This is a genomic window from Flavobacterium sp. BFFFF1 (assembly GCF_002256285.1).
Classification (GTDB): Bacteria; Bacteroidota; Bacteroidia; order Flavobacteriales; family Flavobacteriaceae; genus Flavobacterium.
On sequence record NZ_NKJE01000002.1, the window covers coordinates 86361 to 111209 of the forward strand.

Annotated in this window: 23 protein-coding genes; 10 read left to right on the plus strand and 13 right to left on the minus strand. The window is 44.2% G+C overall.

What is annotated here, in order from left to right:
- Positions 1–23 precede the first annotated feature (23 nt).
- From CFE23_RS01465 to CFE23_RS01480, 4 genes are all read left to right on the plus strand, one after another.
- Complete coding sequence (locus CFE23_RS01465) at positions 24–1721, plus strand: peptidoglycan DD-metalloendopeptidase family protein (protein ID WP_291082964.1); 1698 nt, start codon at positions 24–26, stop codon at positions 1719–1721.
- Between the two features lie 76 nt (positions 1722–1797).
- Positions 1798–4224 carry a TonB-dependent receptor gene (locus tag CFE23_RS01470; RefSeq protein ID WP_291083333.1) on the plus strand — a complete coding sequence of 809 codons (2427 nt, stop codon included), beginning with the start codon at positions 1798–1800 and terminating at the stop codon, positions 4222–4224.
- A gap of 65 nt (positions 4225–4289) precedes the next feature.
- Positions 4290–5021 (plus strand): hypothetical protein, encoded by a 732-nt coding sequence (locus CFE23_RS01475; protein WP_291082967.1) that lies wholly within the window; start codon positions 4290–4292, stop codon positions 5019–5021.
- Between the two features lie 265 nt (positions 5022–5286).
- A complete protein-coding gene (locus CFE23_RS01480) occupies positions 5287–5640 on the plus strand; it encodes a hypothetical protein (protein ID WP_291082970.1) in 354 nt (117 codons plus the stop codon).
- Positions 5641–5669: 29 nt separating this feature from the next.
- Here CFE23_RS01480 and CFE23_RS01485 read toward each other — a convergent pair whose 3' ends face one another.
- The 9 genes from CFE23_RS01485 to CFE23_RS01525 form a co-directional block, all read right to left on the minus strand.
- Positions 5670–7046: a di-heme oxidoredictase family protein gene (locus CFE23_RS01485; protein WP_291082973.1), complete on the minus strand. Its 1377-nt coding sequence runs from the start codon at positions 7044–7046 to the stop codon at positions 5670–5672.
- A 26-nt stretch (positions 7047–7072) separates the two neighbouring features.
- Entirely contained in the window at positions 7073–8155 is a 1083-nt protein-coding gene (locus tag CFE23_RS01490) for an imelysin family protein (RefSeq protein WP_291082976.1), read from the minus strand.
- 18 nt (positions 8156–8173) lie between these two features.
- Entirely contained in the window at positions 8174–9526 is a 1353-nt protein-coding gene (locus CFE23_RS01495; protein WP_291082979.1) for an autotransporter outer membrane beta-barrel domain-containing protein, read from the minus strand.
- 103 nt (positions 9527–9629) lie between these two features.
- The gene (locus CFE23_RS01500) at positions 9630–10331 is read right to left on the minus strand and encodes a hypothetical protein (protein WP_291082982.1); all 702 of its coding nucleotides are present in this window, start codon (positions 10329–10331) and stop codon (positions 9630–9632) included.
- Positions 10332–10400: 69 nt separating this feature from the next.
- Positions 10401–12233 (minus strand): ABC transporter ATP-binding protein, encoded by a 1833-nt coding sequence (locus CFE23_RS01505; protein ID WP_291082984.1) that lies wholly within the window; start codon positions 12231–12233, stop codon positions 10401–10403.
- Positions 12234–13958: a phospho-sugar mutase gene (locus tag CFE23_RS01510; protein ID WP_291082987.1), complete on the minus strand. Its 1725-nt coding sequence runs from the start codon at positions 13956–13958 to the stop codon at positions 12234–12236.
- 177 nt (positions 13959–14135) lie between these two features.
- On the minus strand, positions 14136–14624 hold the full coding sequence (locus tag CFE23_RS01515; RefSeq protein WP_291082990.1) for an ORF6N domain-containing protein: 489 nt from the start codon (positions 14622–14624) through the stop codon (positions 14136–14138).
- A gap of 2 nt (positions 14625–14626) precedes the next feature.
- Complete coding sequence (locus CFE23_RS01520; protein ID WP_291082993.1) at positions 14627–15583, minus strand: glycosyltransferase family 2 protein; 957 nt, start codon at positions 15581–15583, stop codon at positions 14627–14629.
- The gene (locus CFE23_RS01525; protein ID WP_291082996.1) at positions 15583–16113 is read right to left on the minus strand and encodes a DUF4199 domain-containing protein; all 531 of its coding nucleotides are present in this window, start codon (positions 16111–16113) and stop codon (positions 15583–15585) included. The genes CFE23_RS01520 and CFE23_RS01525 overlap by 1 nt, the downstream gene beginning before the upstream one ends.
- A 232-nt stretch (positions 16114–16345) precedes the next feature.
- Between CFE23_RS01525 and CFE23_RS01530 the strand changes: the two genes are divergently transcribed.
- From CFE23_RS01530 to CFE23_RS01540, 3 genes are all read left to right on the plus strand, one after another.
- On the plus strand, positions 16346–16597 hold the full coding sequence (locus tag CFE23_RS01530; protein WP_291082999.1) for a type B 50S ribosomal protein L31: 252 nt from the start codon (positions 16346–16348) through the stop codon (positions 16595–16597).
- A 348-nt stretch (positions 16598–16945) separates the two neighbouring features.
- Positions 16946–18121 carry a GlmU family protein gene (locus CFE23_RS01535; protein ID WP_291083002.1) on the plus strand — a complete coding sequence of 392 codons (1176 nt, stop codon included), beginning with the start codon at positions 16946–16948 and terminating at the stop codon, positions 18119–18121.
- Positions 18122–18132: 11 nt separating this feature from the next.
- On the plus strand, positions 18133–18465 hold the full coding sequence (locus CFE23_RS01540; RefSeq protein ID WP_291083005.1) for a hypothetical protein: 333 nt from the start codon (positions 18133–18135) through the stop codon (positions 18463–18465).
- Positions 18466–18468: 3 nt separating this feature from the next.
- Here the strand turns inward: CFE23_RS01540 and CFE23_RS01545 are convergent, their stop codons facing one another.
- Entirely contained in the window at positions 18469–20073 is a 1605-nt protein-coding gene (locus CFE23_RS01545; RefSeq protein ID WP_291083008.1) for an ABC transporter substrate-binding protein, read from the minus strand.
- Between the two features lie 216 nt (positions 20074–20289).
- Here CFE23_RS01545 and mtaB point away from each other — a divergent pair, with 216 nt between their 5' ends.
- Positions 20290–21651: a tRNA (N(6)-L-threonylcarbamoyladenosine(37)-C(2))-methylthiotransferase MtaB gene (gene mtaB, locus CFE23_RS01550; RefSeq protein WP_291083011.1), complete on the plus strand. Its 1362-nt coding sequence runs from the start codon at positions 20290–20292 to the stop codon at positions 21649–21651.
- A gap of 110 nt (positions 21652–21761) precedes the next feature.
- On the opposite strand, the gene CFE23_RS01555 is transcribed toward mtaB, so the two are convergent.
- From CFE23_RS01555 to CFE23_RS01565, 3 genes are read right to left on the minus strand one after another with little or no spacing between them, the layout of a single operon-like run.
- On the minus strand, positions 21762–22103 hold the full coding sequence (locus CFE23_RS01555) for a hypothetical protein (protein ID WP_291083014.1): 342 nt from the start codon (positions 22101–22103) through the stop codon (positions 21762–21764).
- 11 nt (positions 22104–22114) lie between these two features.
- Positions 22115–22399, minus strand: a complete 285-nt coding sequence (locus tag CFE23_RS01560; RefSeq protein ID WP_291083016.1) for an N-acetyltransferase — start codon at positions 22397–22399, stop codon at positions 22115–22117.
- Between the two features lie 12 nt (positions 22400–22411).
- Complete coding sequence (locus CFE23_RS01565; protein WP_291083019.1) at positions 22412–23128, minus strand: pirin family protein; 717 nt, start codon at positions 23126–23128, stop codon at positions 22412–22414.
- A 119-nt stretch (positions 23129–23247) separates the two neighbouring features.
- Between CFE23_RS01565 and CFE23_RS01570 the strand changes: the two genes are divergently transcribed.
- Both CFE23_RS01570 and CFE23_RS01575 read left to right on the plus strand, forming a co-directional pair.
- Positions 23248–23904 (plus strand): alpha/beta hydrolase, encoded by a 657-nt coding sequence (locus CFE23_RS01570; RefSeq protein ID WP_291083022.1) that lies wholly within the window; start codon positions 23248–23250, stop codon positions 23902–23904.
- Between the two features lie 49 nt (positions 23905–23953).
- Positions 23954–24847 carry a lytic transglycosylase domain-containing protein gene (locus tag CFE23_RS01575; protein ID WP_291083025.1) on the plus strand — a complete coding sequence of 298 codons (894 nt, stop codon included), beginning with the start codon at positions 23954–23956 and terminating at the stop codon, positions 24845–24847.
- Positions 24848–24849 lie beyond the last annotated feature (2 nt).

A 24849-nucleotide genomic window follows, 5' to 3' on the forward strand; every position in this document is an offset into this window, starting at 1 on the left:
CTATTAGCCAAAACCAATATTTTATGAAATCGTTAGTTTTTACCTTATTCCTATCCGCCGCTTTATTTGCACAAAACCAGTATCCTACAGATTATTTCCGCGCACCCCTCGACATTCCGCTGTTTCTTTCCGGTTCCTTCGGGGAACTTCGCGCGAATCATTTCCATGCCGGACTCGATTTTAAAACCCAGCAAAAAGAAGGCTGGCCCGTACATGCCGCGGCCGATGGTTATGTCGTACGCATCAAAATCTCTCCTTATGGTTATGGAAAGGCCATTTATGTCAACCACCCAAACGGATTCACGACCGTTTATGGCCATCTTTCAAAAGCAAATGGCGCCATTGAAGCCTATATTAAGGCCGCCCAATACGCTCAGCAGAATTTTGAAGTCGAGCTGTTTCCCAAACCGGAAGAACTGCCTGTCCTCAAAGGCGATACCATTGCATTCTCCGGAAATACCGGTGGATCCGGTGGGCCGCACCTGCATTTTGAAATCCGCGACACCTTCACTGAAAAGATACTGAATCCGATGCTTTTTGGATTTATGGCAAAGGTCGCTGACACCCGCAAGCCAATCATTACCGCACTTATGGCTTACCCCATCGGCACGGAATCCTTAATCAATCAATGCCACAAGCCGCTCGCGATCAATGTTGCGCTGCAACCCGACGGCAATTATATCGCAGACAAGATTCTCGTAAAGGGCAAAGTCGGGTTCGGCATCGGTGCTTATGATGTGACGGATTCCAATTACACCAAAAGTGGCATATTCAGCGTGCAGGCATTTGCTAACGGAAACCAGTCTTTTGGTTACCAGTTTGATACTTTCGCTTTTGATGAAGGCCGTTACGTCAATGCATTGCTGGATTATTCGCGCTTCAAAAACACCGGTATGCGGATCCAGCAGTTGTACATGGAAAGGCCATACCCGCTGAGCATCATCCGTAGTGATGATAAAAACGGAATTCTGGAAGCGGTGCCGAACCTTTCACAGACTTATAAGATCAAAGTAGCCGATGCGCACAGTAACGAGGTCAACATCGATGTGCCGCTCGATTTTTCCGATCTGCCCGCGGTAGATGCCACACCGGATGTAAAGAAAACACCCTATTACCTCAAATCGGGAAATGACAACAACTACAGCAAAGACGATGTCTCCGTATTTATTCCAGCCGATACTTTTTATGATGATTTTTACCTGAATTTCGATGTAAAGAACGGCAAGCTTACGTTGCAGGATGATTCGGTACCCGTGCAAAAGAACATGACGATCACTTTTACCGATACGAAATCTGCGGAAGCGGACAAAGACAAAATGTTCATCGCCTCGCTCGACGGCAAGAAACTAAGCTACAACCCGACAACCCGGAAAGGCAACGTGTTTACTTCCTACACAAAGAATCTCGGCGAATTCGTACTGGCAAAAGACACCATCGCACCCACGATAAAAGCTGTAAATTTTAAGGAAGGAAAATGGCTGAGCAAACAAAATACCCTTGTGTTGTCCATCCGCGACAACCTGAGCGGCGTTAAAACCTATAATGGCACATTAAACGGCAAATGGATCCTGTTCGAATACGACTATAAAACCAGATCGATCACGCATTTCTTCGATGATGGGATTTTCGAGGACGGCCGGAATGATTTAAAAGTCACAGTCTCTGATAATGTGGGAAATTCTGCTATCTTTGAAACGCATTTTTTCAGAAAAAAACAATAAAAACGCAACATTGAAAACAAGATTCAGATTCATCCTTATCCTCCTTTTATTTATCGGATTTAATGCTTTCGCACAAATGGCCCGCATCCAGGGAATCGTTTTGGACGAAAATGCCAAACCCGTCGAATATGTCAATGTGAAGACGGCAACAACCGCTACAGTAACCGATAAAAACGGCTATTACATCCTTTCCATTCCCGCAGATACGGAAGTGACTATTGAATTTTCCCATACCACTTTAAGGAAAGCGGTTGTAAAAGTACAACTGAAAGCCAATGAGAGTTTTGAATTTAACCCGGAGCTCAAAGCACATGAAGAACAGTTGGCGACAGTCGTCATCAGTACCAAAACGCGGGCACGGCTCGAGGGCATTGTAAACATCGACCCAAAAACAATCCGGCTGAACCCCAGCGCAAACGGCGGAGTCGAGAGTATCCTGAAGAGTTTTGGCGGCGTCAGCGGGAGCGATGAGCTGAGTACCTCTTACTCTGCGCGCGGTGGAAACTACGATGAAAACCTCGTTTATGTGAACGAAATTGAAGTATACCGTCCTTTTCTCGTCCGTTCGGGGCAACAGGAAGGACTGAGTTTTACCAACACCGATCTCGTTTCGAATGTGGACTTCTCTGCAGGGGGCTTTCAGGCGAAATATGGCGACAAGCTTTCTTCCGTGCTGGACATTACCTACCGGATTCCGTCCAAATTTGGGGCCTCTCTCGATGCCAGCCTGCTGGGCGGGGCGGCTTCTGTCGATTTGGTTTCAAAAGACAGGAAGTGGACCGCCGTAACGGGTTTCCGTTTTAGGGACAACAGCCTTTTTGTCAACAGCAAGGAGACGGAGACAAACTACCGTCCGTCTTTCGTCGATGTACAGACGTATGTGACGTTTACGCCTTCAATCAAATGGCAATGGAGTTTCCTCGGGAACATTTCGCAGAACAAATACGACTACACGCCTTTGACCAGGCAGACAAACTTTGGGACCATCGACGACCCGATTGCACTGCAGATATTTTATGAAGGCCAGGAAAAGGACCGCTATGAAACCGTTTTTGGCGCATTCAAGTCGGAGTTTCATGCCACAGACCGATTCACCCTAAAGTTCATCGGGTCGGCGTACCACACGGTAGAGCAGGAGTATTTTGACATCCTCGCGCAGTACCGTTTGGGTGAAGTCGACAGCAATATCGGTTCGGAAGATTTTGGCGATGTGAAGTTCACCGAAGGCATTGGATCGCAGTTCAACCACGCGCGAAACGACCTCGACGCACTGATCGTGAACGCTGAAATCAAAGGGATTCACGATATCAGCAGCAAGATGAAGGAAGAACGGGAAAAGAACCTGATCGAGTGGGGGATTAAGTATACCAAAGAAGACATCCGCGACCGCGTGGTAGAATGGGAAGTCATTGATTCGGCTGGGTTTTCCATCAATCCGCCGAGGGTCGATTTGCCGAACAACCAACAGCCTTACATCCCATACACCGGACCTTTAGTGCCATATCAAAACGTACGCGCCACCAATTACGTCACCATCGACCGGCTTTCCGGATATGCCCAATGGAACCGCAAAACCGAAATTGGAAACAGTGATTTTGCATTTACCGCCGGCGTGCGCATGCACCAATGGCAGGTTTCGGGAGACGGTATCGATTCTAAAAGCCAGTCCGTGATCAGCCCGAGGGTCCAATTTGCTGTAAAACCCAACCGCGATAAAGACATGGTGTTCCGCCTTTCCGGTGGATTGTACCACCAACCGCCGTTCTACAGGGAACTCCGCGGCGCCGATGGCGTAGTCAATCCAAATGTCAAGGCACAGCAGGCGGTGCACATCGTGGCCGGACATGAGTACAGTTTTACAATGTGGAACAAGCCATTTAAGTTGGTTTCAGAAGCCTATTATAAGTCCCTGACCGATGTAAACCCGTTTACGTTGGAAAATGTACGCATCCGCTACGCCGCAAATAATGATGCGAAGGCTTTCGCGCAAGGCTTTGACATGAGGCTTAATGGTGAATTTGTAAAAGGCACCGAGTCATGGTTGAGCTTTGGTTATCTCAAGACCGAAGAGAACATCAATGACCGCGGTTATATCGCACGGCCGACGGACCAAAGGCTTAAATTCGGGATTTTGTTCCAGGACTATATGGAGAAATTGCCGAACATGAAGTTGTACCTGAACCTCGTGTACAACACCGGGCTTCCGGGCGGCTCCCCAGCTTATGCGGATCCGTATGTGTACCAAAACCGTCTTCGCGATTACCGCCGGGCCGATGTCGGGTTTTCGTATGTGCTGACTGAAAACAACGACAAACGTGCTGAAGGGCATTGGTTAAAGAGATTTAAGGATATGTCAATTGGGTTTGAAATCTTTAACTTGTTTGACAACCAAAATGCCATTACGAATACGTGGGTGCGGGATGTGTATACCAAGGCGCAATATGCGGTACCAAACTACCTGACCTCACGGGTTTTTAATGTTAAATTCAGCGCACGGCTTTAAACGGGGTGAACGGCGGTTTTTTTATCGCCCGAAAGCCTTATATTTGATATTCAAATGTCACATCCATGAAAAGCATACCCGGATATATAGCACTCAGTCTCTTGTTTCTTACGGTATCCTGCAAACAGGAAGAGCCGGAGAAACCCAAAGTAATCTACACCGAAAGCTCCAAGGCCCCGGCGCCACAGGTGAAGCAGGATACCGCACAAATTAAAATTGCCGATCTTCCAATCCAGATGGAGGGCACGAAATACCTGATTCATCCCATAGGCGATTACCGGATTTATGAGGGAAGGTCAAAAACGGCCGCCAACTCTGCTTCTGACGAGCGGGTCAGCTACTCCGTTTCCAATTACAACCTTTTTGAAATTACAGGCTTCCTGCAAAACCTGAAATTCCAGCATGTGGATTCCACGGCCATACATGCGTTGACAAAAACACCGGTGCTGATCCAATCCGCGACCTACCTGAACACGCTGGCCCTGAAAAGCAAATTGCAATTGATGGTGTATGCGTTGGCCGATATGGATACCAACAAAGATGGAAAGCTCGATTCGAGTGACATCAAGACGTTATACATCAGCGACATCAGTGGCGCGCGGTTTACGAAACTGTCGGGCGACTTTCAGGAACTGATCGACTGGAATGTCGTCGAATCCAAAAACCGGCTTTATTTCCGTACCATTGAGGATACCAATAAAAATGGTGAATTTGATAAGGATGATGTCGTAAAATACCATTTCGTAGACCTGATGGCGAAGGAATGGAAACCTGAAAACTACGATCCTGTGAATTAAACGCATCAGTTACACCCACCTGAATCCGGCTATTGTCCGGATTTTTTTGTTTATGGCCCACTGGTGCGGCAGGCTACCCCGTGTTACACGTAACAAACGTCAAAATACACGTTTAATATATTATAATAGAGGTATAAAGCTTCAATTAAGGTATTTAAAACGTCATTAATAGGGTATAAGTTGTTATTTATGAAGTCTTTAACGTCAAAAATGAATATTTCAACCTAATTTTAGGTATTATAAACGTCATAAATGGGGCTTACGCATGAAAAAATCAGTTAAAAAGATGCCCTCTTTCGACATTGGGGATATGATCTGGAGGTATATTTTGTCCAAACGCATCACCAAGAGCGAATTGGGAAGGCGCATCGGCAGGAAGAATGGGGAAGTGAATACTTTGTTGAACCGCAACTCGATGCAGGTGTATATTGTCGCTGAAATATGCGATGGATTGAAGCACAATTTCTTTGCGGACATGGCGGCGCGGATTGATCCGTCGTACAGCATCTCCTATCCGGATAAAGACGAGCGGTTGTTGCGCATTGCGGCGCTTGAAAAGGAAAACGAGACGCTTCGTACAGAGAAAGCCGTACTGCTGGAAGCGCTGCGAAAAGGGTAAAAAAAAATCCGGACTAAACCGGATTCCTTTTATAACGAGTTGATAAATTCAAGCAATTCGCTGCGCTGCGTTGCGTTGAGGTTTTTGTATTTGGTTTTCGATTTTTCTGCCTCGCCGCCATGCCAGAGGATGGCTTCTTCTACATTTTTAGCACGGCCATCGTGAAGGAAATCAGTGTGTCCATTCACGAGGTTCGTCAGTCCGATACCCCATAGCGGACGCGTCTTCCATTCGGTACCGGTGGCCATAAAATCAGGCCTGTTGTCGGCCAGTCCTTCACCCATGTCATGCACCAGCAGGTCGGTATACGGATAGAATGTCTGGTTCCGCAAGGCAATGATCGAGGAGTTTCCGGTAACCTGTTTCGGGGTATGGCATTTCGCACATTCTAGTTGTTCAAACAGCCTGGCGCCGCGTTTCACGCTGGGTTTGTCGGTATTTCTTGCAGCGGGAACACCAAGCGTTTTACAGTACAATGCGATTTTTTCCAATGTTTCCATGGTGACTTCCGGTTCCAGTCCGGGAATGCCGCCGTTGGTTTGTCCGTGTCCGGTTTCGAGTGTAAAAATGGGGTTTGTGATGCCCATATCTTCCACATAAGCGCTGGCACATTGTACAATAATGCTCGCGGTATTCGCTTTCCATCCAAAGCGGCCAAGTTCTGTCCGCAGTGTAAATGGGTTCCACACATAATTGGCTTTGCCTGAAATCCCATCACCGTCCGCATCGCTGAGGTCCTGTTGGGCAAGGATATTGGTTTCCGGAATTTCCTCGAGCAGGCCCAGCCCGAAAATGGGCGTTCCCAGGCGTGTGGAGAGCATCACGCCGCCGGGAAGGCTGGTATAGGGATTGGAAAGCGCGATGGTCGGTTTGCGTAAAACAACGGTTGTACCGTCGGCAAAAGTCTCGGTGTGCGTCGTATAGCTTACGGTGTAGGCCGCTTCGGGCGCATATCCGCTGATGGCACGGTTTTGGATCTGCAGCCCAAAGCCTGGAACAGCGACTGGTCCGCCGTGTTCATCCGTACCGAAAATGCTGGCACGGACAAGCAATCCATTCGCAGAATTGACGTCTGTGGGGTGTTTTGCGCGTCCGTCACGCGGGTGGCAATTGATGCATGCCGAGTTGTTGTAAATCGATCCCAAACCCGGATTGACGGTCGCGGGAGCGGTAACGAATGTGGCTTCGAAGAGCAGGTCACCCTCAAAATGATTGTCATATTCAGCACCGGTCAGGTTGGGTGCCGGACTGCTGTACGCATTTGTTGTGGTGGAGTAGATGGTAGTTTCACCTCCGGCATCGACACGTTCTTCAAGGTTGATGTTTTCATATTCTGAATCATCATTTCCGGTGCAGGAGTACATCGTGATCAATAATAACGGCAATAAATACAGTTTTCGAATCATTTTGTTTTTATTTTCGGGGAGAATAATTACAAGTTGGTGATAAATGGCTGCAATTGGCTTTCCAGCAATGCTTTGAGTTCATTTACTTTGATCTGGGCATTTTGTACGGCATTGCGGTTGTTGCTGATGGCGTTTGTAAATGTGCCCGGAATCGCTTCAATGGCGGCAATGGCATCAGCGATTTTTGTTTTGATACTCGCATCAAGTGTTGGGTTTGACAATGCTACGATATCGGTCAGTCCTTTTCCGGAAGCCCCATTAAAGTCGCCGAGGTAAATGTTTTGGATGCTTCGCATGTTGTTTGCAAAATCAAGTTTCGAGTTGTTGCTGAAACGGGATTCTTCGGCTTCCGGTTTTTCAGCGCCTGCATTTCCGTTTAAGGGCTCCTCAATTTTACCCGTAGCCACTTCGGCAGCAATGCCGGTCAATCCTTGTGAAATTTCATCCAAAGCTGCTTTTTGTGAAGGGTAGACACTTGCGGTACCGCCTGCGTCAGTAAAATTGATGGAATAATTACCACCGCCGGATCTCCAGGCATCATATAGTTTTTGTGTATTTTGCTGTAGGTCGGTGGCGGCCGCTTTTAGGAATTCAATTTCGCGCGCGGTGAGGTCTGCGGCAGTTTTATTGCTGTCGATGCCCCAGATGAAATATTCAATCGTGTGAAAACCACGGGCATCATCATTGGTGGCGAGGGAAGTGGCTGTAATGGGCGCGCCGTTGGTTTTAATAACTTCGATCGCTGCCACATCAACGGGCCATGAATCGATCGCGGGATCAACCACCTCTTCAATACCGACCGGTCCATAAAGGAAGCTCTCAGATTGTTCCCATGGAGAACGGGTGGCCTGCCAGGCGAGTTTCACCTCGTTAAGTTGTTGCTCTGTTATCGGATAAGTCAGTGAATTGATTGCGTTCCTCAGCGCAGTAGCTTTTGCGTTTAGTTCGCCGTAGGTTTCTACAATCACATTATTAGAAATGTTTGTAAGTACTTCGTCGAACAATGCGGCATTTGGATTGGTCGTTTCGGTGGCTTCATTGTTGCTGCAGTTTACAAACGACAGCGCTGCGATGGTGAGTATCCCTAAACTGAAAATTCTTTTTCTCATGATAAAAATGATTTGTGATTAAAATACGTACGATATTCCTGTTGAAAAGGTGTTTTCTTTTTGTCGTTCACCGGTGAAGGCCAATGTTGATGGATTCACGTTCTGTGATCCGAGCCTGCGGTTTGAATATTGGGCCTTTACGATCACCTGTGGTATTACGTACCAATTGATACCGCCAGTGATGGAGCTCCTTTCCCAACGCGGATTGTCCACGACATTTCCTTCGACATTGCGCATGGTATCATAATAGTCGTAACGCAGGAACGGATAAATATAGCTTCTGGTTCTTGGTTCCCAAAAGTGTTTTAGGTCATAGCCCGCTTCTACTGAAAAACCCAGCGCATTTTTACCAACGGGTGTTCGTTTTACGCCAAGATTATTGGAAATACTCGCATTTTTCCTGGATACGATATCCGAATTTTCAAGGTCTCCAAAAAGAAAAATGGAGTTGAATCTAAGGTAATTCTGGTCATAGGTAATGTGCGCCTCGGCGATTTTTACGTATGCTGTTTCGTTCATATCGTTTTTCGGGCGGTTTGCGGCAGCGTCATTCACGTAGCCTGCAACGCCAATGTAGTTTTTACCACTTTTCCCAAATTTGTAATCCAGACGGGCCATGTAGGCAAATGATTCGGCGTTGGACGTTTCAAAGCGCTTCTGGTAACCGCCTTTTATCCAGCCTCTGGAACTGAAACCGGAGGCGTCGAGTCCGCTGGTTACCGCAAATCGGTATTCAAATTTATTTTTCAGGAAAGTACCGTTGAGCTCAATACCGCTTTCATACCAGCCTAGTGGCAGGATTTCGTTTTCCATTTCAGGGCGGTGGGTGGTAAAATAGTCGTCCGGGTCATCGAGGCTTTGCGCAAGCCCGAAGTAAATTTTCAGTTTTCCTGCGCGGACGGTAAAAGTGGGTGTAACCCCGAATTCGATGAAAGCCTGCTCTACGCGTACTTCGCCACCGGCTTCCACTTCGGCTTCATATTCCCCAAATTCTTCCTGGGTGTCGAGTTCCATTGTGATCCCTGCGCCGTTGTGCTCAAATTCAATTTCTGACTGGAAACGAACCCATTTGTTGTATTGGTATCCGAGGTATAAATTGAGCCGCTCGGCATCGAGTTTGTCTTTAAGGTTGATGTCAGTGTCGTAATCGTAGTTGTAGTAGTTCACAATGCCGTACGCGTTCAGGTCAAATTTTCCCCAATTGAAAACGGAGATGTTTTCATTTGCAATTTCTTTCTTAACTTCAGCCTTCAGCTCTTCTTTAAGTTCTTTTTTGATTTCCTGTTTTAGTTTTTCACGGTCGACTTCCTGTTGGGTTTGCGCATTGGCGGCGAATGCAAAGAGCATTAAAAACAAATAATTGTTCTTCATCTTTATTTAGACTGTTTAAGAATAGTACGCAAATGTAGAAAAAACTTAGCGTACCGAAAAGCGATTCGGCAGTTTATTTTGAGAAAAATTTATAGGAAAACAGCTAGATCAGGATGTCGCTTTCGAGGTCTGATTTTTCAATATCAAAATGGAAGCCAAGGCGCTTCACCAATTGGATGACGAGGTTTTTATACCAGTTTTCTGATTTTGGATGGATGTAGATTTTTTCGATTAATGTGGTGAGGTCAACATCAATCTTGACGCCGTTGTCGATTTTCATATTGTAAGGCGTCATGTCGGATATAATCCGGATTTCACGTTCGTATTGAAAACTTTTCCGTTTGAACAGGAAGGGAAAAAACGTATTGTCAAAGGGGATATACTCCTTTTTATAGTCGATATAATTGACCTCGCCAATATGCTGTTCGTACTCCTTATCCGCTAAAAGTGATTGCTGTAATCTTCCTAAAGTCGATTGAATAGCGAGCCCTTCACTTTTTTGCGTAAAGATCTGCCACATGGCAAAAGACTCGTATTCGTTGATATGCCAACTGCTTATCACGACCTGCTGACGGTGGATTTTATAATAATCGAGAAATTCAGGGTTATCGACGGAAAGCTTGCGGATTTCCTCAAAGGTGGGTTCGCTGAAAGTGCCTTCGTACTGGTCTTCGAATTTATCGGAGCGCGACATGAAAAGTTTCTGATACAGCAACAGATCGACGAATTTAGACAAATCAAGGTACTTCCATACTATCGTATCAGGATTGTTTGGGAGCTTGATGTTGTTGTCGTTGATGTACATTTAAAAGGCTTTTGGGAAATTTAGGAAGTTATAAGGTAGCATTCTGAAATCTCCTATTTTCATCATTCTTTAAGATTCAAAACTCTGCATTTCGACCAGCTTTTTATAAATGCCGTTGTATACGAGCAATTCTTCGTGCTTGCCCATTTCGACGATTTTTCCTTTTTGCATCACAACAATCACGTCTGCCTTCTGGATGGTTGACAACCGGTGTGCAATGACAATGGAAGTTCGGTTTTGCATCATATTTTCCAAAGCGACCTGCACAAATTTTTCGCTTTCTGTATCCAATGCTGACGTCGCTTCGTCCAGGATCATAATTGGCGGGTTTTTCAAAACGGCACGTGCAATGCTAAGCCTTTGTTTTTGTCCACCTGAAAGTTTGTTTCCGCTGTCGCCGATATTGGTGTAAATTCCGTCCGGTAAGTCGGCCACGAATTCATAGGCATTGGCAACTTTCAGCGCGTTGATGACATCATCATCCGTAGCCTCAAGGTTGCCAAGGCGGATATTGTCCCTGATTGTCCCGTTAAACATGATGCTGTCCTGGGTTACAAGACCGGTCAGGTTGCGTAGTGACTGCATTGTGACATCCTTGATGTTGTGGCCGTCGATTAGGATTGCGCCACTATTGACATCATAAAAACGGGTCAACAGGTTTGCAATCGTGCTTTTGCCACTTCCGGATTGTCCTACCAGCGCCACGGTTTTTCCTTTCGGAATGGAGAGTGAAAAATCCTTGAGGACGGCATCTTTTCCATAAGAAAAATCAATATTTTTCAATATGATTTCGTTCTCGAAATGCTGTAGGTCATGCGCGTCGGGCTTGTCGGTAATCGTATTTTCCACTTCCAGAACTTCGAAGACCCTTTCGGCAGCGGCCAAGCCATTTTTGACCTGATAGGAAGCTTTGGATATCGATTTTGCGGGCGTCAGGATGTTGTATGCCAGGGCAATGTAAGCGATAAACAATTCGCCGTCCAGCGACTTATCAACCAAAACCAGGTTGCCACCGTAAAACAATAGTATGGAAATGACGATGATCCCCAGGAATTCCGACATCGGTGAAGCCAGATTGTTCTTCTTTCCAATGCTGTTCGTGAGCTTGTACAAGCGGTTGATAGAATCGTTAAAGGTGTTCCTGAAATGATTTTCAGCATTATAGCCTTTTACGACTTTCAGGCCGGAAAGTGTTTCTTCAACGACCGAAATCAGGTAGCCGTTCTCCTGTTGTGCCTTAATTGATTTGCCTTTTAACGATTTTCCAATCCTGGAAATAATAAAACCGGAAACCGGGATGAATATAAAAACAAACAATGTTAGTTTCCAGCTGATGTTAATCATCGCAATCAACGAGAAAAGGATGGTCAAGGGTTCTTTTACAATCAATTCCAAAACCATAAAAAACGAGTTTTGCACTTCATTTACGTCGCCGAGCATGCGTGCCATCACGTCGCCTTTCCGCTTCTCAGAATAGTAAGGCACCGGAAGTTCGATGATTTTTCTAAACATTTTTTCCCGCAGATCACGCAGTACGCCGGTTTTGACTTTTGTCAGGTGTTGCAATCCCAGATAGCCGAACAGGTTTTTAAAAAGAAATGTAATCACCACCAACGAAACCGTCAGTAACAGCGCATAATTAGGGCCATAGGAATCGGAAAAATATTTCACATAATAGAAAAGCGTGTCGTTGAGATACGTATCAATATGAAGTAAACCGTTATAGTGCGGCAGCTCAGTCACTTTCTTCTCATTGCCAAACAGCACTTTCAACACGGGAAAAATCATCACCATGCCGATGGTCCCGAAAAGCGCATATAAAATATTATGGACGACATTCCATACCACATGCGTTTTATACTTCTTCGCAAAAGGGATAATCTTTTTTATATTCTCGTCCATCTATTGTATTCCTAAGTCGGAAATGATATGTTTTATTTTGGAATCAAGTTGTAGTTCCGCTTCCGCGAATTCGCCAACATTGGAAATTTCAGCATTGACGCTGATATAAAACTTAATTTTCGGTTCTGTCCCGGACGGTCTGGCTGCAATTTTAGCGCCATCTTCGGTATAATAAATCAACACGTCGGATTTGGGAATGTCCATCGTTGTTTCCTCACCGGTCAACAGGTTTTTCGCAACTGATGTTTTGTAATCTTCTACGACAATCACGCGCTCGCCGTTGAGCTCCTTGATTGGGTTTTCGCGCAAATCCACCATCATTTGGTTGATTTCGGCCAAACCTTCAATGCCTTTTTTGGTCAGTGACACGAGATATTCCTTAAAAAATCCAAAGTCAACATACATCTGGAGCAATTCATTGTAAACGGAACTGCCTTTGGCTTTGGCCAATGCAGCAATTTCGCATACCAACAAAGTGGCCGCAACAGCATCCTTATCGCGAACCGCATCGCCGACCATAAATCCGAAACTTTCCTCGCCGCCGCCGATAAACTGCAGTTCAGGAAAATCCTTGATCATCTTTGCAATCCATTTAAAACCGGTTAACCCGACTTTACACTCCACCCCATACGCTGTCGCGAGTTCCATCATCATTGGAGTAGAGACAATTGTCGATCCCACAAATTGTTTACCGTTTATCTTTCCGGCCTTACGCCACTGTTCCAAAAGGAAGTGCGTCATCAGCACCATGGTCTGGTTGCCATTCAGCAAGATCATTTTACCGTCGTTATCGCGGACGGCAACGCCCAAGCGGTCACAATCAGGATCAGTTCCCACAACGATATCGGCATTCAGTTTATCTGCCAATGCCAATGCCATTGTCAAGGCTTCAGGCTCCTCAGGATTTGGCGATTTTACAGTGGGGAAATCACCATTGGGAACGGCCTGTTCAGGTACGATATGCACATTTTTGTAACCCGCCTGTTCCAAAACACCCGGAACCGCGGTAATCGAAGTACCATGCAGAGAAGTAAACACGATTTGCAATGCGTCTTTGGCACTTTGAGGCGTATTAAAACTGGCATTTTCAATTGACGATTTTTTAAAAGCCTCGTCAACGTCATGACCGATATATTCGATTAAATCGCTATTGGCTTCAAATTTTATCGCACTGTATTCCGTCGCTTCAATCACTTTAATGATTTCACCATCCTGCGGTGGTACGAGCTGTCCGCCATCTTCCCAATAGACTTTGTAGCCATTGTATTCCGGCGGATTGTGCGAAGCCGTCAATACAATTCCCGCCTGGCATTTCAGGTATTTCAGTGCAAAAGACAATTCTGGTGTCGGCCTTAATTCAGAGAAAAGATACACTTTGATTCCATTGGCAGAAAACACATCGGCAACGGTTTTTGCGAGCGTATCGCTGTTGTGGCGGCAGTCATACGCGATTGCCACGCTGAGGTCTTTTCCGGGAAATGCGCGGTGCATGTAATCCGAGAGTCCCTGTGTGTTTTTTCCAAGCGTGTATTTGTTGATGCGGTTTGTACCCACACCCATCACGCCGCGCATTCCGCCGGTCCCGAATTCGAGGTTTTTATAAAAACTTTCTTCGAGTTCTTTAGGAGAATCGGTCATCATTTTCTTAATGGTTTCCTGCGTTGCCTTGTCGAAAACCGATGTCAGCCACTCGTTGGCCTTGTTAAAAATCTGTTGTTTGTCCATGGTGTGCTTATTTTTAGGAGCTGTTTGCTTCGCCAATTCGCTTTGCTCGTGTCCCGGTTTCGCTTTTATCTTGCTTTCGTTCCGAAGTTTCGGGACTGTAGTAAGGATACCGGATCTCTCGAAACGTGGGGAGGAGGGCTAGGCTTACTTCGTACCAGTTATTTATTGCGCTTTATTTTACTTTTTATATCCGATTTTCGTTCTTTCGCTTTTATCTTTAGAATCTTTATCGACAAGATAGTTAAGCGCTTTGTAAATGTCGGGAAATTGTTTTTCGATTTCCTCAATTCTCAGTTTTAACTCCCCGTAAGTTAATGAAAATTGCCGGATTGTTATAAATGCCCGTATGATGGAAATATTGATTTCAATTGCCTTTTCGCTGTTCAAAACACTGGAAAGCATTGCAACGCCTTGCTCTGTAAAGGCAAAAGGTTGCGCACCGCCTAATAAACTTTTTGATGGTATCACAGATTGTGACACCAGGTGATTGATTTCAATTTCAGATAACACAAACATAAAATCGGACGGAAAACGACCCAAATTTCTGCGTACCGCCTGTTTTAATACACGTGTCTCGGTTTGATACAATACCGCCAAATCAAAATCGAGCATCACTTTCTGACCTCTGATGTCGAAAATCTTATTTTGGATAATTTCTAATTGCATGTTTAAAAATTAACTTCCTCAGATATTTTGTATCGTCCTTCATTGCTTTTTGTTCGCAGGATAATTTCACCCAAAAATCCTGCCAGGAACAATTGCGTCCCGATAATCATCGTCGCCAATGCAATATAAAACCACGGATTTTCCGTCACTAGCACCGTTGGTTTGTGATTGTATAAACGAATCAGTTTGTTGATTCCGATAAATCCTGCGGCAAAAAAACCGATGATAAACATCAACGAACCCAATGCGCCGAAAAGGTGCATCGGTCTTTTTCCAAAACGCGATAAGAACCAGATTGTAATCAAATCCAGGAATCCGTTTACAAAACGGTCCATCCCGAATTTCGTTTCGCCATATTTCCGTGCCTGGTGCTTTACTACTTTTTCGCCGATTTTTTTAAAGCCGGCATTTTTTGCCAAAACGGGAATGTAGCGGTGCATTTCGCCTGAAACCTCTATATTTTTTACGACGACGTTTTTGTAGGCTTTCAGTCCGCAATTGAAATCATTCAACTGTACGCCTGATGTTTTCCTCGCCGCCCAGTTGAATAATTTCGAGGGTAGGTTTTTAGAAACCACCGAGTCATATCTTTTCTTTTTCCAGCCTGATACGAGGTCAAACTTCTGGTTTACGATCATGTCATATAGTTCCGGGATTTCCTCCGGATTGTCCTGCAAGTCGGCGTCCATTGTGATGATTACGTCGCCTGCTGCTTTTGCAAAACCTGCGTGTAGTGCCTGTGACTTTCCGAAATTTGTCAGGAAGCGGATGCCTTTCACTTCCGGATTTTCCTCAGATAGTTTCTCAATGATTTCCCAGGAACGATCTGTGCTTCCGTCATCAATAAAAACAATTTCATAGGAAAATTGGTGTGTTTTCATCACTGAAACGATCCAGTAATGGAGCTCCAGCAGCGATTCTTCCTCGTTTAGCAGGGGTATTACGATCGATAGATTCATTAAATTAAAGCTCTTTTATTTCTGATTACTAATGCTGCCAAAAATCCAATCAGGCAATCGCGCAACAAATATTTAACTGCCGGGGTGATAATTTCTGAAGGGGTGAAAGGATCGTATTGCGGCCAGGATTTGACCATTTTTTCAGTTTCTTCTTTTGGTGCCAGATTCTGATTCATCAGTTTGACGTTGAAATCATACATCTGTTGCTTTAACGAAACTTTTGTTTCTGGAGTCAATACAAACGACGAGACGATGACCGAAAACAAACAAACCATGACGCGGCCGATGAGAATCGTAATGAAATAAGTAGAAAATGATTCCCGGAAAGTAATGTAGCCTCCGAGTTTTTTACGCGAAATCAGTGCAGCGATGCATCCGAAAACCACCATGCCCAGTGCGGTTGCCATTCCGATCCAGACGTCTGTAAAGAGTTTTAAGTCAACAAAATAAATGTAAGCAGACACTACTATCAATACAGTTCCCAATACGATTCCAAGCTGCAGGCCTGTTTTTTTTACGATGTCGCTCATGCGTGTTGTTTGGTTTTAATCTGCAAATATAATAATTCCGATGCGCCTGACGAAAAAATACGCAGTGCATATTATTTGAAAAAATAAAGGCAAGTGTTTGTTTATTAAAAAATAATTGTAAATTTGCAGGCTTAAAATAACAAAGTAAACAAAAAGGCAGTACGGCGTTTATACCTTTCATTTCACGAAAGCTTCAAAACAAAAGACGGTCATCAAAGAAAAATAATTTACCATGAAAAAAGGAATCCACCCGGAAAATTACAGATTAGTCGCTTTTAAAGACATGTCAAATGACGAAGTTTTTATCACAAAGTCGACGGCAGACACTAAAGAAACCATTACTCACGAAGGCGTTGAATATCCGGTTGTGAAAATGGAGATCTCGAGAACATCTCACCCTTTTTATACTGGTAAATCTAAATTGATCGATACGGCAGGACGTATTGACAAGTTCAAAACCAAATACGCTAAACACATTAAATAATTTTTACGTGTTTCAAGATAAAGTAAAGCCTTCCGTTTGGAGGGCTTTTTTTATTTAGTACTGAACTGAAATAGTTCGTGAAATAAATTTCGGCTAAAAATTAAGAAAAAGTATGGTTTTTCCGTAACGCCATGTTTAGGGAAATTGTATTTTGCCTTCAGGGAAGGGGAAACTGTTATCCCTACGGAAAAGTAATGGTTTTTCATTACGGTAAATACGTACATTTTGTTAAAGTTTTGGTATCGTATGATGGATTAAACATTTTGATAATGTAGAACAACGCTTTTTATTTTTACCTCCCGGAAAACTTTGCTACTTTGGTACTTTGAAACTTTGAAACTTTTATTGATGAACTATATCCTTTTTGACGGCACCGTCCGCGACGCATTATTGCCGTTCACATTTACAAGACCCGTTGCCGATATCCGTATCGGAATCCTTACCATCCGTGAGAAATGGGAGAAATGTCTTGGGTCAACGACCACTACGCTGACTGAAGAGTACTTGTCTGAAAAATTCCCAATGGTCGAGATGGAAGAGAACGTGATGATCAATGCTTCGTTCCTGCCAAATGATATTTTATCTGAAATGGTAAAAAGCCTCGAGCCCAGACAGGCTATTTTCAAAGGAGAAGAAGTGATCGCTTTTTTTACAGAAGATACGCAGGAAGAAGTCGATTTTGATGCTTATGAGATTATTGAATTCAACGACGACTGTCTCTCCATAGCACATACCTGGGATATTTTTGCTAAAAATGATGCGGCGTTACGCGAGGATTTCGATTTGATCACTGAGGACAGGAAATCGCAGCCGATTCCGCAAAGCGTCAATGTACTTGGTGCTGAGAATATTTTTATTGAAGAAGGTGCCAAACTCGAGTTTGTGACGTTAAATGCCGCTACCGGACCAATCTACATCGGGAAAAATACTGAAATCATGGAAGGCTCGATTATTCGCGGGCCATTTGCCCTTTGCGAAGGAGGACAGGTGAAAATGGGCGCAAAAGTTTATGGTGCTACCACTGTCGGGCCGCATTCTAGGATTGGGGGTGAAGTGAGCAACTCAGTGCTGTTTGGCTATTCGAATAAGGGGCATGACGGATTTCTTGGAAATTCAGTTTTAGGTGAATGGTGTAATCTGGGTGCGGACACGAACAATTCAAACCTGAAGAACAACTACGAAGAAGTGAAATTGTGGAGTTATGAAACAGAAAGTTTTGCGAAAACAGGGCTGCAGTTTTGCGGATTGATGATGGGTGACCACAGCAAATCCGGGATCAATACGATGTTTAACACCGGAACCGTCGTGGGTGTGAGTACGAATATCTTTGGGAGCGGTTTCCCACGCAATTTTGTGCCGAGTTTCTCCTGGGGTGGTGCGGCCGGATTTACGACTTATATTACAAAAAAAGCGTTTGAAACTGCTAAAATTGTAATGTCACGCCGCAATGTTGAATTTGATGAAAAGGAGGCACGCATCCTGGAACACATTTTCGAAGAAACTAAGAAATACAGGAACGACTAAAATAGAAAACTATGCTTGGAATATTATTTATCATTTTCATCGGGAAATATTTTTATAAACTGGCGGAAGAATTCAGGCAGAACAAATGGTTGTATGCCATTCTCGGGATTGTGATCTACTATGCCGGTACGGCCGTCGCCGGAGTGATTTTAGGACTGATGGATGCGTTTTTTGGATTGGATATCGATTGGGATAATACCATATTGATGTCAATCGTAGCGCTTCCCTTTGGAATTGGTGCCTGTGTGCTCGTGTATTATTTGTTGCGTAAAAAATGGCAACGTGAATATGTGATTCCTGAAGACGAGATCCTTAAAATTGGCAACGATGAAAGTGATTTGTAATGTTTAAGCCTTTTTTACCCTTTTGAGGCTGACCAGATTTAACGGATTGATGCCAAGCCCTTGGACATTCTTCAATGTAAAACGGGCCACCTTATCATAAAACAACGGAATTACAGGTGCTTCATCGATTACCAGTTTATCCATTTTGGCGTAAAGCGCGTATCGTTTCTCATTGTCCGTTTCCTTTGATGCCAATTCGTAAAGGCGGTCAAATTCATCGTTTTTGAAATGGGTGTAATTGGGTCCTTCCGGTGCGAAATTCTTGCTGTAAAAAAGCGATAGATAATTCTCAGCATCAGGATAATCGGCAATCCAGCTCGCACGGAAAAACGAAACTTTTCCTGTGGAAATTGCAGTTCTTAGCGTGGAAGGCGGACTTACATCAACCTGTACATCCAGGCCAATTTTCTGCCATTCTTTCTGCAAAAATTCTCCAATGTCGATGTAAGAGGCATTCGTGCTCAATGTTACTTTCGGATTTTGATCGCCGGTTGCTTTCTGATATGCTGCAATTAACTGCCGCGCTTTCTCTGGATTGTAGTCGTAGCCTTTAATGTTGTTAAATCCGGGCAGGCCAGCCGGAATCATGCCATTTACTGCTGGAATCCCCATATTATTTCGCAGGTACAAAATCATCTTGCTGCGGTCAAAACCGTAGTTCAGTGCCTGGCGTATGCGCTTGTCCAGTACCGCCTTGTCTGTGCCATCCATGCGAAAACCAAGGTATTCTGTATTAAGGTAAGGGCTTGTAACAAGGTTTACTTTGTCTGTGTATTTGGATTGTAGCTGGCCTTTTTGGGTTAGGATTTCGTTCGTATATGAAGGATCGAGGCCTGAAGTAAAGTCGATGTTGCCCTGGACAAACTGTAAGAAACCGCTTTGCCGGTCGGGAAGGAATGTGATGGCAACCGCTTCCAGGTAGGGGAGGCGTACCCCATTTTCGTCTTTTTCAAAATAAATGGGGTTTTTGCGCAATACCAATTTTACGTTTTCTTCCCAGAGTTTAAAACGAAACGGACCAGTACCGACAGGATGTGAACGAAAATCTCCACCATAAAAATCTACAGCTTCTTTTGGTACTACCGAAGCATATTTCATTGCCAGAAGGCCCAGGAAAGCTGGAAATGCCTTGGTCAGTTTGATTTTAAACACGGAATCACTTACCGTTTTCAGGCTTTCCACATTTTGCATGATCCAGCTTCCGGGTGAGGCCACTTTTTCGTCGGTGAGGCGCTTCAGGCTGTATTCGAAGTCGGCGGCGTTGACGGTGCGTGTGGAATCTTTACCAAATACGGCGTCTTTGTGGAAATAAACATCATTGCGTAATGTAAACGTATACGTCCTGCCATCGGGAGAAATGGTCCATGATTTTGCAATATCTGGTTGAATGTGCAGGCTGTCGTCGAGTTGAACCAGCCCATTGTAAAGCTGGTTACAGGGCCAGATCATCGCCTGGTTTTTAGAGAATGCGGGATCGAGCGAGCTTATGGTTGCAATTTCGTTGTAGCGGAAAACCAATTTGTCTTTTTTAGAATTGTCGGCTTTGCTGCAGGCAAAAAGCGCGAACGCTATACAAAATATTGATATGTAGCGGATTATAAATTTCATTAAACCGATATTTGTGTGTAAATTTGCAGGCTTTTTAGCGCGTTGTAAATATAGTAAAATCAGACTGCAAAGTATCAATTTTTGCAGGTACCGCGTGAGGGATGGAAGCGGAAATCCTTTTTTGTTTGTCACCCTGAGCGCAGTCGAGGGGCTTTTTCCAAACAAAAAGGATTGCAGCGGACAGCCCGACCCGAAGGGACACGCCAAAAATATCATATGGAAAAGAAAAAAGTTGCTTTTTATACTTTAGGCTGTAAACTGAATTTTTCAGAGACGTCGACCATTGCCCGTAACTTTCAGGAAGAAGGTTTCGAGCGCGTGGATTTTGAGGAAGTGGCCGATATTTATGTGATCAATACCTGCTCGGTCACGGAAAATGCGGACAAGCAGTTCAAGCAATATGTGAAGAAAGCCATGAAACTGAACGACAAAGCGTTTGTCGCGGCGGTGGGTTGTTATGCGCAATTGAAGCCTGAAGAATTGGCCGCGGTCGATGGTGTGGATCTCGTTTTGGGCGCGACTGAAAAGTTTAAGATCACCGATTACATCAACGATTTGTCCAAGAATGACATGGGCGAAGTGCATTCGTGCGAAATTGCTGAAGCCGATTTTTACGTGGGCAGTTACTCCATCGGTGACCGTACCCGTGCATTCCTAAAAGTACAGGATGGCTGTGATTATAAATGTACGTATTGTACGATTCCGCTGGCGCGTGGCATTTCGCGCAGCGATGCGTTGGAAAATGTCCTCAAAAACGCGAAAGAGATTTCGGAACAGAATATAAAGGAAATTGTATTGACCGGTGTCAATATCGGCGATTACGGCAAAGGTGAATTTGGGAATAAAAAGCACGAGCATACTTTTCTGGAACTCGTGCAGGCTTTGGATCAAGTGGAAGGCATTGAAAGGTTGCGTATTTCGTCTATTGAACCGAATCTACTCAAAAACGAAACGATCGAATTTGTGTCCAAAAGCCGCACTTTTGTGCCGCATTTTCACATTCCGCTGCAATCCGGAAGCAACGATATTCTCAAGAAAATGAAGCGCCGTTATTTGCGTGAGGTGTATACGGAGCGGGTGGATAAGATCCGTGAAGTGATGCCGCATGCGTGCATTGGCGTCGATGTGATTGTCGGTTTTCCCGGAGAAACAGACGAACATTTCCTGGAGACCTACCATTTCTTAAATGACCTCGATATTTCCTATTTGCACGTCTTTACCTATTCCGAAAGGGACAATACGGAAGCCGCTTTGATGGAAGGCGTCGTTCCTGCAAATGTGCGTGCGAAAAGGAGTAAAATGCTTCGCGGATTGTCAGTAAAAAAACGCCGTGCTTTTTATGAAAGTCAGCTTGGGACTTCAAGAACGGTTTTATTCGAAAGTGAAAACAAGGAGGGCTACATCCATGGCTTTACTGAAAATTATGTTAAGGTGAAAACGCCGTGGAATCCGGAATTGGTGAATACTTTACACGACATTACTTTGACGAAAATTGATGAGGATGGCAGTGTGAGGATGGCGTTTTCCGAGTCAAAAGCCGAAATTCAAAAGTCAAAAGCGCAGCAGCAAATTTTTTAAAGCATGTCAGGTGTTTCGACTTTCGGCTTTTGACTTTCGACTTTCGACTTTTGACTTTTGACTTTCGACTTTTGACTTTCGACTTTCGACCTTCGACTTTCGACCTTTGACTAATACTTATAATGAAACCTGATCTTCGTAATCCGGAAAACATTCACACCATATTGCTCAATAAATTCAAAGGTATTCCTTCCGGGTTGTTTGAAGTCGACAATAATTTCAGCTGAAATTTCGTAATACATTCTTTCACCTTCCATCATCAATCGTGCACCGTTGTTTCGGTAAGCTGAACGTATTAACGTGAATTCTGAAAGGTTCCAGGTGGTTGTGTCGGCATTTAGGTGTCCGTCGTCGGTGTAGAGGCCTTCGGTAATTTCGGTTTCGCAGCCGTAATATTTGCTGATGCTTTCAAAAAAAGCAATGACGTTAAGGCGATTCTCTTCCGATATCATCTGCTGAAATATTAAATTTTAATTCCCGGCGGAAGCAATTCCTTGTAAATCGGGTTCTTCCGGAAAAACGCCGCGATCTTCGGTAAAATAGGTACCACTTTGAATTTACGTTCTGCGGCATTTTCCAAAATTGCCTTTAAAAATTCGTTGATGAATTCCTCATGATCGTAATTGTCCGGTGCAATAATCTTAGTCAGGAAAATCTTTTTTTCCTGAAATGAGTACTCTACAGAAATCAGCTTTCCGTCATCAGAAGCCTCAAACTGCCTTAAAAAAGTATTGTCCTTGATTTCCATGATGCTTTAAATTTATGACATTGGTACTTCAACCAATAATATTTTTGATTCCGAGTTTGTCTTTATTTTGAAATGAGCAGTTTGTGTAATGCCGGCAGCATCGCGTTTGTGAAGCTTTTGGCCATCAATTTCGATTTCGCCTTCAATGAGGAACGCATAAACACCGTGGTTTTGATGGTGTAGTTCGTAGTTGAATTCCTGACCGGCTTCAAAAATGCCAAGGCTAAACCAGGTTTGCTGATACACCCAAAGCGATCCTTCACTTTGCTTGTCGTGGGGGCTAACCACCGTCAATAATCTATTTTTGTTGTCTTCCAGCGCGAACGATTTTTGGTCGTAACGCGGAGCAACATTCTCTTTTTCAGTAAAAACCCAAAGCTGCAAGGTCTTCGCAATTTCCGTGGTACTGGCATTCATTTCAGAATGAAGTACTCCGCTTCCTGCGCTCATCACCTGTACTTCGCCAAATCCGATGACGCCCTCATTTCCCATGCTGTCCTTGTGTTTCAGGCCACCTTCCAGCGGAATGGTGATGATTTCCATATTGTCATGCGGATGCGTTCCAAAACCGACGCCGGGCGCGATAGTGTCGTCGTTCAATACGCGCAGCATTCCAAATTGCGTGTTGTCCGCATTGAAATAGTTCCCAAAAGAGAACGAAAAATTCGCTTTCAGCCAACCGTGGTCGGCCGTTCCTCTCTGGTCTGCGGGAAATATTGTGAGTGCCATAAATAGATTGGTAAAATAAAGTTGAAAGAAAACTGTTTAAGATTAAAAACAATTAATTTTATTGCAAATTTCGTGAGAAATACCTGAATTTGCTATTATAAAAGCGTTAAAACATTTTGATGAGCAAAATACCCGTCTATTTTATGCCCGGATTGGCTGCCAGTCCATCGATATTTGAACGGATTTCACTTCCCGAAGACGCGTTTGAAATGATATTGCTGGAATGGGAAATTCCGCTTGAGAACGAAACCCTGAAGGATTATGCCAAAAGGATTGCTGAAAAAGTAACCCGTAAAGACCCGGTTTTAATTGGGGTTTCTTTTGGGGGTATATTGGTACAGGAAATGGCGGCGTTTCTTGATGCAAAAAAAGTAATCATCATTTCCAGTGTGAAATGCAACACCGAATTCCCGCGCCGTTTTAAGGTGGCCAAAGCGACCAAAGCATATAAATTAATTCCGATGGATTTATTAATTAATGTAGAAAAGCTTGCTAAATTTTCTTTTGGAAGCCGGGTCAACCAACGGTTGAAATTGTATGAAAAATTCCTGTCTGTTCGCGATAAACGTTATTTGGAATGGGCAGTAGAAAATGTGATTTTATGGGACAGGTGCGAGCCGGATGGTCGGGTAATACACATCCATGGTGATGCTGATGACGTTTTTCCGATAAAATACATTACGGACCCAATAGTCGTAAAAGGCGGAACGCACATTATGATTCTAAACAAATTTCGTTGGTTGAATGAGAATCTTCCGAAAATTATCAATGATTAGCGCCTTAGAGCAAACAGTTTTTCGTAGGTTTACAAATAAGACAAATATTATGAAGAAGAGTCACAAAATAGTTATGTTTGCTGCGCTGATCGCGACCAGCGGCATTTTTATATATGGAATTCCAAAGGAGAAGATTGACATACAAACCCACAAGGGCACGGCACAGTACATTCCGGCCGATGTCGATTTTTCGGGAGAAAGGACACCGCTGAATATTACTGACGTGAGGGAACGTTTTGAACGTGAACTATTGGTAAACGCAAACCTCGATGCCACCACTTTATTGATTATTAAAAGAGCAAACCGCGCTTTTCCGGTGATTGAACCAATACTGAATAAGTATGGTGTGCCCGATGACTTTAAGTACCTCGCTGTCATTGAGAGCGGTCTCGTGAATGCGGTTTCTCCTGCCGGTGCGCGTGGCGTTTGGCAGTTTATGCCTGAAACGGCAAAGGAACGCGGTATGGAAGTGAACGAGATCGTGGATGAACGGTATCACCTGGAGAAATCCACGGAAGCGGCCTGCAAATATTTGTTAGATGCCAAAAATAAGTTCGGATCATGGACTTTGGCAGCGGCATCTTATAATGGCGGGATGACAGGTGTAAACAAGCAAATCGAATTGCAAAAAGTATCCAATTATTATGATTTGCTGTTAAATGACGAAACGTCAAGGTATGTGTTCAGGATACTGGCTTTAAAGGAAATTATGAAGAATCCCGAAATGTACGGCTTTACCATCGCGCCGCAGGATCTTTACAGCAACATTCCGACACGAAAACTCGAAGTAGATACGACCATTACAGATCTTGCCGCATTTGCGTTGGAACAGGGGATCAATTACAAAATCCTTAAAATCCACAACCCGTGGCTGCGCGACAGGAAGTTGCTCAACGCCGCAAAAAAGAAATACATAATTGAAATCCCGACTACCGGTTATTAAAT